At 53.2% G+C, this 7,690-nt stretch carries 12 protein-coding genes and 2 pseudogenes; 9 read left to right on the top strand and 5 right to left on the bottom strand.

The genetic code is table 11. The features are described from left to right. The 7 genes and pseudogenes from MVK46_RS07200 to MVK46_RS07230 all read left to right on the top strand — a co-directional run. Positions 1–318 (top strand): annotated as a pseudogene (locus tag MVK46_RS07200) (7-carboxy-7-deazaguanine synthase); the annotation flags it as partial. A gap of 9 nt (positions 319–327) precedes the next feature. Continuing rightward, positions 328–765, top strand: coding sequence for a hypothetical protein (locus tag MVK46_RS07205; RefSeq protein ID WP_297535955.1), 438 nt, complete (start codon positions 328–330; stop codon positions 763–765). A gap of 149 nt (positions 766–914) precedes the next feature. Further along, positions 915–2,240, top strand: a complete 1,326-nt coding sequence (locus tag MVK46_RS07210) for a RuvB-like helicase (protein WP_297535956.1) — start codon at positions 915–917, stop codon at positions 2,238–2,240. Between the two features lie 70 nt (positions 2,241–2,310). Continuing rightward, the gene (locus tag MVK46_RS07215; RefSeq protein WP_297535957.1) at positions 2,311–2,994 is read left to right on the top strand and encodes a hypothetical protein; all 684 of its coding nucleotides are present in this window, start codon (positions 2,311–2,313) and stop codon (positions 2,992–2,994) included. 4 nt (positions 2,995–2,998) lie between these two features. Then, positions 2,999–3,286 carry a hypothetical protein gene (locus MVK46_RS07220; RefSeq protein WP_297535959.1) on the top strand — a complete coding sequence of 96 codons (288 nt, stop codon included), beginning with the start codon at positions 2,999–3,001 and terminating at the stop codon, positions 3,284–3,286. Between the two features lie 71 nt (positions 3,287–3,357). Next, positions 3,358–3,630, top strand: coding sequence for a hypothetical protein (locus MVK46_RS07225; protein ID WP_297535967.1), 273 nt, complete (start codon positions 3,358–3,360; stop codon positions 3,628–3,630). Next, positions 3,605–3,961, top strand: coding sequence for a DUF6516 family protein (locus MVK46_RS07230; protein WP_297535960.1), 357 nt, complete (start codon positions 3,605–3,607; stop codon positions 3,959–3,961). The genes MVK46_RS07225 and MVK46_RS07230 overlap by 26 nt, the downstream gene beginning before the upstream one ends. A 20-nt stretch (positions 3,962–3,981) precedes the next feature. Here the strand turns inward: MVK46_RS07230 and MVK46_RS07235 are convergent, their stop codons facing one another. Genes MVK46_RS07235 through MVK46_RS07245 form a run of 3 tightly spaced genes read right to left on the bottom strand, consistent with a single transcriptional unit; the run spans position 3,982 to position 5,925 of the window. After that, positions 3,982–4,977 carry a PIN domain-containing protein gene (locus MVK46_RS07235; protein ID WP_297535962.1) on the bottom strand — a complete coding sequence of 332 codons (996 nt, stop codon included), beginning with the start codon at positions 4,975–4,977 and terminating at the stop codon, positions 3,982–3,984. Further along, positions 4,967–5,464, bottom strand: coding sequence for a hypothetical protein (locus tag MVK46_RS07240; RefSeq protein WP_367182641.1), 498 nt, complete (start codon positions 5,462–5,464; stop codon positions 4,967–4,969). The genes MVK46_RS07235 and MVK46_RS07240 overlap by 11 nt, the downstream gene beginning before the upstream one ends. Further along, on the bottom strand, positions 5,464–5,925 hold the full coding sequence (locus MVK46_RS07245) for a DUF2284 domain-containing protein (RefSeq protein ID WP_297535963.1): 462 nt from the start codon (positions 5,923–5,925) through the stop codon (positions 5,464–5,466). Before MVK46_RS07245 ends, MVK46_RS07240 begins: the two co-directional genes overlap by 1 nt. A 74-nt stretch (positions 5,926–5,999) precedes the next feature. Here MVK46_RS07245 and MVK46_RS07250 point away from each other — a divergent pair, with 74 nt between their 5' ends. Beyond that, entirely contained in the window at positions 6,000–6,548 is a 549-nt protein-coding gene (locus tag MVK46_RS07250; protein ID WP_297535964.1) for a YbhB/YbcL family Raf kinase inhibitor-like protein, read from the top strand. A 1-nt stretch (position 6,549) separates the two neighbouring features. On the opposite strand, the gene MVK46_RS07255 is transcribed toward MVK46_RS07250, so the two are convergent. After that, positions 6,550–6,801, bottom strand: coding sequence for a lipid-A-disaccharide synthase N-terminal domain-containing protein (locus tag MVK46_RS07255; RefSeq protein ID WP_297535965.1), 252 nt, complete (start codon positions 6,799–6,801; stop codon positions 6,550–6,552). A 100-nt stretch (positions 6,802–6,901) separates the two neighbouring features. Next, a complete protein-coding gene (locus MVK46_RS07260; protein WP_297535966.1) occupies positions 6,902–7,366 on the bottom strand; it encodes a hypothetical protein in 465 nt (154 codons plus the stop codon). Between the two features lie 94 nt (positions 7,367–7,460). Here MVK46_RS07260 and MVK46_RS07265 point away from each other — a divergent pair. Continuing rightward, positions 7,461–7,690: pseudogene (locus tag MVK46_RS07265) on the top strand (glutaredoxin); the annotation flags it as partial.

Raw genomic sequence — 7,690 nt, forward strand, 5'->3', positions numbered from 1 at the left:
ATAAAGGACGAGACCGCTAAAGCGACCGACGACTGGAGGTCTCTTGTGTTGCGGGAGGTTGAGAGCATTAGGATTCTGAGGGATGCCGGCGCAAAGGTTTACGCCAAGCTCGTGGTCACATCGGAGACAAAGGTCGAGAACGTCCGCTGGTACGCCGAGCTTCTGAAGGGCATTGCTCCCCTCGTAATCCAGCCGAGGGAGCCGATTGAGATTGAGCAGAGGCGGCTTATGGAACTCTACCGTGAGGCCGCCCTAATCCTCGGTCGGAAGAACGTGGGGCTGAGCTTCCAGGTTCACAAGTACCTCAACGTCCTCTGAGGTGGTCCTATGAGGAGCGGAGTGCTACTCGCAGTATCGTTCGCTCTCGTGGCGGCTTCAGTTTATCTGGAGAACTCGGATTCCTTCCTCTCAAAGGGACTTTTCATCCTTTCGCTGGTCTTCCTATTTTGGGGTGTCCACACGGCCAACCGTTCCAAGAGGGGTACCGGTTCGAGACTTCACCTATTGCTTGGCGTCCTACTGCCGTTTCTGCTGTTTATAAACTACGGCAACCCCCTTTACCTGCTCGCGGTTCCGTTCCTCCTCCTTCCTTTTGTCTCAAGGTCTGAGAGGGCTTTTCTCTCCATAGTTCCTGCGGGCTTAATCCTGGGTTCTCTGGCCGTTAGGGAGGGTTCTTTCGTTGCAAGGTTCGTTGGGGCCTTTTTGCTCGCGGTTTCGATAATCGTTGGCGTCTCGTTCCTGTACTTCTGGCTCAAACTGAGATGAGCTTTTAAGGGTTCCCAACAACTGGAGAGCGGCGATGATGACATTGGCCTTTGGGGTGAGGGATGCCCGGAAAATCCGCCTGAGCCGCCCGTCAAATTTTTAAATCCTCCTTTTTAGTTACTTTTGGAAAGATTAAAGGGGGTGAGACCTTGCCGGCGATTATAGAGGAAGTCGCGAAGGTATCGTTCGAGAGGGTTGGCATGCACTCTCACATCAGGGGACTCGGACTCGACGAAAACGGAAAGGCCAAATTCAAGGCGGACGGAATGGTAGGTCAGATTAAGGCCAGGGAAGCCGCGGGAATTGCCGTGGAGCTGATAAAGCGGGGGAAGCTCGCCGGCAAGGGAATCCTTCTCGTTGGCCCGACAGGAAGCGGTAAAACGGCAATAGCGATGGGCATAGCGAGGGAACTAGGCGAGGACGTCCCCTTCGTTCAGATAGCGGGAAGCGAGATTTACTCCGCTGAAGTCAAAAAGACGGAGTTCCTCAAGCAGGCTATGAGAAGGGCAATAGGCGTTAGAATCAGCGAGGAGAGAAAGGTCTACGAGGGAGAAGTCAGGCGGATTGAAATCCGGAAGACGAGGCATCCCTTCAACCCCTACGTGGAGATTCCTGAGAGCGTAATCATAACCCTCCGCACGAAGGACGACGAGAAAACTATAAGGGCCGGCAGGGAGATAGCGTATCAGCTCATGGAGCTGGGCATCGAGGAGGGGGACGTTATACAGATTGACGCCGAAACCGGCAAGGTTTCGAGGATAGGAACGACGAGGGAGGAGGAAGGCCTCTTCTTCAAGCGCAGGGTAAACCTCCCGAGCGGACCGGTGCTCAAGATAAAGGAGTTCACCTACACCGTTACCCTCCACGACCTCGACGTTGCCAACGCGAGGGGCAACATCTTCGGCCTGCTCTTCAGTACCGGCGCCGAGATAAGCGATGAGATTAGACAGAGGGTCGATGAGACGGTCAAGCAGTGGATTGAGGAGGGAAGGGCCACGCTCGTTCCGGGGGTGCTGTTCATAGACGAGTGCCACATGCTCGACATCGAAGCCTTCTCGTTCCTCGCGAGGGCGATGGAGGGTGAGCTGGCCCCGATTCTTATCCTGGCCACCAACCGCGGAAGGACGAAGATTAGGGGCACCGACATAGAGGCGCCCCACGGGATACCAATCGACATGCTCGACAGGTTGCTCATAATCAACACAGAACCCTACAAGAGGGAGGAAATCAGGGAGATAGTGAAGATTCGCGCGAAGGAGGAGAAAATTGACGTCAGCGAAGAGGCGCTGGATTACCTGGCTGAGCTTGGCGAGAGGACAAGCCTGCGCTACGCCGTCCAGCTTCTGGCCCCGGCGAGCGTTTTGGCTAAGGGCGGAAGGGTCGAAAGGGAGCACGTCGAAAAAGCTAAGGAGTACTTTGCCGACCTTAAGAGGAGCATCGAGTTCGTCGAGAAGCTCGAGGGAATGCTGAGCTGATTTCTATCTTTCTTTAGTTTTCCTGCATAACACTTTTAAGCTTTAGCTTCTTAACACTCTCGGTGGGAGTATGGACAAAACAAACGCCCTCGTTCTGGTTCTGATTCTCCTCGGAGCCCTCATTGGCGGGTGCATCTCGACTCCGGGAACGACCCAAACCCAGATGCACGGTGCCGGAAACATCTCAACGCCTTCTTCCTCCGGGACCCAGACCGGTGAAACATCGTCCTTCACGAGCGCCGTCGGCACCGCCGAAATAAACGGAACCTTCTCCGGCTGGCTGACTGCTCCGATGGCGTACTTCGACGAGATTGAGCGCTTTCTGAACTCGACCAACGTCACCCTCTACGCGTTCACAGCTGAAGTTGAGGGAAACATGAACGCGAGCATAACGGTTTACGTCCTAAAGCTCGTTCCAGCGTTCGTTCCGAAGGACGTCAACGTAAGCATCAATGGTCGGGAAATCAAAGGAGCAACGTGCGTTGCCTACTCTGACCCTCTCCCTGTTTCAATCTCAAGAAAAGAAGGAAACGGACTCGTCGGAACGACGGCTTATCTAAAGGTTCACCCCTTGGGAAACGTTACCTTCACGACGAGGGTCAGCGCCAGTGAGCTAAACAACGTCACCGAAAGGACCCTGCTCCAGACGAGAGAGATGAAGTTCGTGGTCAGGGTCGTCAAACCCAACGACTACGTCTTCACTGTCCTCTGCAACGGCACGAACGTCTCTTCAGGCAGACTGACGTTGGGGTGAGGGCATGAGAAGGATTTTCTACGCCCTTCCCTTTCTCCTCTTTGGCCTCTGCGCTCTGATGGTAGGATTAACGGTTGCACGGCTAATAATCGTTGGGTTGGCCTGGCTGACGTTTCTCATCGAGTACCGGTACGGCGGGGAAGGCAGAAAAGGGGAGCTCGTCGCCATCGGTATCGCTACATCTCTCGCGTTGCTCCTCCTATCACCGGCGATTTCGAAGGTTCTGGCGGTCTTTACTTTCCTCCTCGTCCTCAGCGGAAACTACCTGAAGGCGCTCTGCGTCAGCCGGTGACCTCTCCGTGTTACTTCCCGTTCACAAAAAGGTATTTATTCAAAGTTGAATATACTCAATCAGTGGTGAAAATGAGTGAGGTAGTAGTTTCGAAGAGAGACATACTCCTTCATGAGAAGCTCAGGATACTATCTGAGATTGCCCCGATAAAGGAAAAACTCCGGCTGTTCGAGGAGAAATACGGAATGACACTCGAGGAGTTTGAAAGGAAGTTGAAAAACTCGGAGGAGTCCTTTGAGGAGTGGGACGACTACATCGAGTGGAAGGCTTACTTAAAGAAACTAAAGGAGCTCGAAAGCAGACTAAAGGATATTGAAAATGCTCAGAGAGTTAGAGTTGCTTGAGGATAGCCCAGTCGTCAGAGAATATGAGGTTCTCGATTACAAGGAATGTAAAGACTTCTATTTCCTGAAAATCAAGGCGAAATTGGTGGACGGAAGCGTTCTTTACATCCTTTACATCAGGGAGTTCGTTTCCGAGCATGAGTACAGCTATTCGTTCCAGTGGCAGAAGAACGGAAATCTGCTAATTCGCTGGGATAACGCACCGCATCACAGGCACTTGGAGACATTTCCACATCATAAGCACGTCGGTTCCAAGGACAACGTTCAGCCCTCGAAGGAGGTCTCACTTGAAGACGTTCTAAAAACCATCGAGGGAAAATTGAAAACATAATTAAGCTCTATTCACATGGTTCATCTCATAATCTCCATCAGCTTCCTGCTCAGCTTGAGGTGGAAGGTGAACTCGTTGTAAACCCTGTCCTCCCGCTCGAAGACGACCTTAAGCTCGTCAAGGCCCATCTTTCCACCAAACTCACCGAAAATCAGGGTTCCGTTCAGCTCTATAACACCGAAGACGGCCGCGAGGTTGAAGAGGAGCGTCCTGAGCTGATACGCTGAGACCTCGTGCCTTCCCAGTTCTTCTCTCGGATATTTGAAGAGGAAGTACTCTAGCCCCTCCATCTCGGCAACGTCGGTTATCGCGATGTCAGCCGTCAGGAAGACGAGCAGGGTGGGCGTCATGTTGTCGTACCTCTTGAGGGACTTGACTATGACCTCGTCGTTGTTGTGGGCCGGCTCGCTCACGCTCTCGGCGATTATTATTCTTGGCTTCAGCCTTTCAAACTCCTTCAGGGCTATGTACGCCGCCTTCCTGCTCTTCTTTGTTCTCCTGTTGCTGAACTCCCTAAGGAGGTGGGCGTTGAGAACCTCGCGTGAAATCTCCTCAAGCTGTTTGTGTCTGTACTTGTAGTTCATCGCGTCCTCGATTTCCTTCTTGACGCCCTCGGCGACGACTATCTGGTATCCGTCGAGCGGTCTGTAGGAGGATATGAAGCGGTGGTAGAAGAGGTTCGTATCGGGCGCGAACGCAACTCCTTTTTTCAGCCTCTCGTAGAGTTCCAGCGTCTTCTCGAATTCGTCTAGGTTGTCGTAGCGGAGGATTCCGGCGGAGATAAAGCACTCATAGAAATCCCCCCAGGTGGGGAGTTCGTTTGAGAGGCCCGGTGGGACTCGGGAGTTGAAGGTTTTCCTGTCCGTCAGGACGCTTACGAGGTAGCCCCGCTCGCAGGCCTCTGCCTTCAAGAGGGGAAGTCCGTAGAGGGGATAGCTCACCTTAAGTTCGCCCCGCTCGGCGAGCACGTTGATTAAAACCTGAAGCTCAGGTTTGGTTATTACCTCAGCTTCCATTCCTCTCCTCCCCGAGGAAGTTTTTGATGGGTTGCATGTGGGTTGGAATCATCATGTAGGGCCTGTCCGGGAAGTCCATGTCAAGGAGCCCCATGTAGACGATAAATGAGACGGGGAACTCTCTAATCTGAACTATGGCCGCCGCAACCAGGGCTTTCCTGCCTGAGGTTATGTCGAGGCCTATTCTGTAGCCTTCAGCCCCGAGTTTTGTGAAAAGCTCCTTGAACCTTCTGTCCGCTTCAAAGAAGCCGTAGTCCGGTATAACAACGGTCTCGATGCTGGGTCTGAGGTTGTACGCCTCCGATATAGTTTGAACGGCCCTCACCACCCGTGGGAGACTCCTCCTGTACCTCTCCTCGGTGAAAACGTAGACGCGCCTGATGTCCCGTTTTCCCTTTCCCTCCTTCATGACCTTGTAGTAGGTGTTCACGGTCGCCCAGGGCGACCTTCCGAGCAGGGCAACGTACGCTATCGGGGACATTTTCATCACTCCACGAGTATCATTCCGTAGAGAACGCTCTCGGAGAAGTCTATGTCAATGAGAGAACCTATCTCTATTCCAACGGCGTCCAGGCTCGGTCTGACCTTGGTCGGCATCCTGCAGGGTTCTCCCCGTTCAAAGGGACAGTCCGGGCAGAGGTTGCACGAACCGGGGAACAGCGCCATCGCATACATCTTTCCCTCTCTGAAATACTCCCTTTCCCTCTCCAGGAGGTACATAATGGCCCGCCTCTTTTCTTCCTCGAAGTTCTCCATGTCTATCTCAAACTTTATGAGAACAGCCCTTTTGAAGGCCCTGACCCACTCCCTGGCCTCCCGCCAGTCTGGAGCATGGGGCGGACAGCTCGGTCGCTTTCCGTACATCGGACAGGCTCTGCACTTCCACACCGGCCGGGGGGAAACCCTGATTATCTCCGTTGGAACTTCCTTCTCCCACAGCACGCGCATGGTTTGGAGAACGCACTACACCTATTTAACCTTTGGCCAGAAAGCCTTTTACGGACAAAGGGGTAGTATACAATATGAGATGGGCGGTGCCGCTGGTCGTTGCCTTCCTTTTAGTTGGAGCAGGCTGTCTCTCCGGGGGTGGGAAGATGGGCGCTCCGGAGACCCTTAAAGTGGGTTCCGTCTTCCACAACGGGAGCTACATTCCGGTTAAGTTCACCTGCGACGGACAGGACGTAAATCCCCCTATATTCATCGGCAACATAAGCGAAAGGGCGAAGAGCCTCGTTATCATAGTTGATGACCCCGATGCTCCGGGGGGAACGTTTACCCACTGGATAGCCTGGAACATTCCCCCGGTTGGGGAGATTCCGGAGGCTGTTCCAAAGGTTGGGAAAGTTGAGAAGCCGATTCCTATGGTTCAGGGCAGGAACGACTTTGGGGGGATAGGCTACGGAGGGCCCTGTCCGCCGAGGGGAAGCGTTCACCACTACCACTTCAAGGTCTACGCCCTCGATACGACCCTGAACCTCCCTCCGGGGGCAACGAGGAAAGAGCTTGAGGAGGCGATGAAGGGCCACGTTATTCAGTGGGGGGAGATAGTCGGGCTTTATGGAAGGAAGTGAGTTACTTCTCGGTCAGCTTCACAACGAGGTTTATCGCGCTCTGGAAAGCCGCAAGGAAGTTCAGTGTGAAGAATATCCAGTCCCTCTGGAAGTAGGCGTAGAGGGTTAGCAGGCTCGATGCGGTTACGTAGATGACGATGAAGCCGAGATTCAGGGGACACTTCCTCTTCTTTATCGTTTCGACTGTCTGGGGTATCCATGAACCCACGAGCAGGAGCATTCCGATTAGACCGACAACCGCCGCACCGTTCATTGCAGTCACCTCAAAAACAATCTAAAATCAGTAGAAAAGGGTTGTGGAGCTTTATTTGTTAAAGAGTAGGCTGATACAAGAGTTGTTTGCCTTTTTTTCGCTAAAGTTCGCTCGCGAGCCTTGACGTTGCCCAGGTCTTTACGTCCTCGTCGAGGATTCCGTTGATGATTTTCATGGCCTCCCCAAGGTCTCCCCTCTTTGCGAGCCTGAGCGCAACCTCGGCTTCAACTTTCGAGCGGTTGGAGACGTCCGTTATGTGGCTCGCTATCATGAGGGCATCCTCGAACCTGCCCATCTCCATGAACTCAAAGGCAAGCCCCATAAGGGCTTTTGTAGTTTCGTCCTTTCTGTCTATATCGAGCGCGGCCTCTATGGCCCTTGCCAAGACTTCTGAGTAGTTCCCACCGGCCCTCGCCACTTCAACGGCTATCTGATTAAAGGCTCGGGACCTGACCACTTTATCGGGTATGTTCTCGGCCATTTTAACGGCCTCGTCGAATCTGCCGGATTTTACGAGCTTCATCACGGCATCGTAAAGGGCACGTGAGCGGTACCATGCCTGCATGAGAACCCCCATAGGAGTAGTGTGAACCATGATTTAAGGGTTCCGCTCCCCGAACTTTTATAACCAGAACCCTGAATGTGGTAGTGGTGGTTTGATGAAGAAGACGGGAGTCCTTCTGTTGCTCATAATCATAGCGGGCTTTTCCGCGGGCTGCATAGGAACTTCAACGAGCTCCTCAACTTCCCCAACGTCAACCCCGTCAAAGCCCTCCTACGTCGTCGTCAACGGAACCAAGATATACCTGAGTAAAATCCACTTCTACATGTACGGAATGAAAACCTGCCCGCACTGCAGGCACATGCATGAGTGGATTCCCAAGGAGTT

This window comes from Thermococcus sp. (assembly GCF_027066465.1).
In the GTDB taxonomy this organism is placed as follows: Archaea; Methanobacteriota_B; Thermococci; order Thermococcales; family Thermococcaceae; genus Thermococcus.